General features: G+C 45.9%; 1 pseudogene. It reads right to left on the reverse strand.

The features are described from left to right. Positions 1–237: 237 nt before the first annotated feature. Positions 238–351, reverse strand: a pseudogene (locus MO867_RS22785) (ISAs1-like element ISAzs12 family transposase); the annotation flags it as partial.

Raw genomic sequence — 351 nt, forward strand, 5'->3', positions numbered from 1 at the left:
TCTAAACTACTTATATAGTAGCGTGTTTCGCAACTGGAGTGCCCAACTACAGATCACTTCGCTTGAACTGCGACAACACTTCTTAGACCGCGCCATTGCTCTTTACCTTCGAGCCAATCAATACTGCTAGTAGAGAGACATTTTTGGATTCTATACGGCCTCGGTTCACCTCTTCTACACAATCAGTGTCGACATACTTGTGGTGCTGCATCTCGAATAAATTATTAAAATACGCAGAAATTTGCTGGTACAGCTTGTCCTGGTTGCCCTTCACTGCGATTGCATAGTCACCGCCCCGTTCAATGATCTTCTGGGTGATGGCTTTCTGACAGCCCATGGCGTCAAGCGTAA

Source organism: Microbulbifer okhotskensis, assembly GCF_023895975.1.
Taxonomy (GTDB): Bacteria; Pseudomonadota; Gammaproteobacteria; order Pseudomonadales; family Cellvibrionaceae; genus Microbulbifer; species Microbulbifer okhotskensis.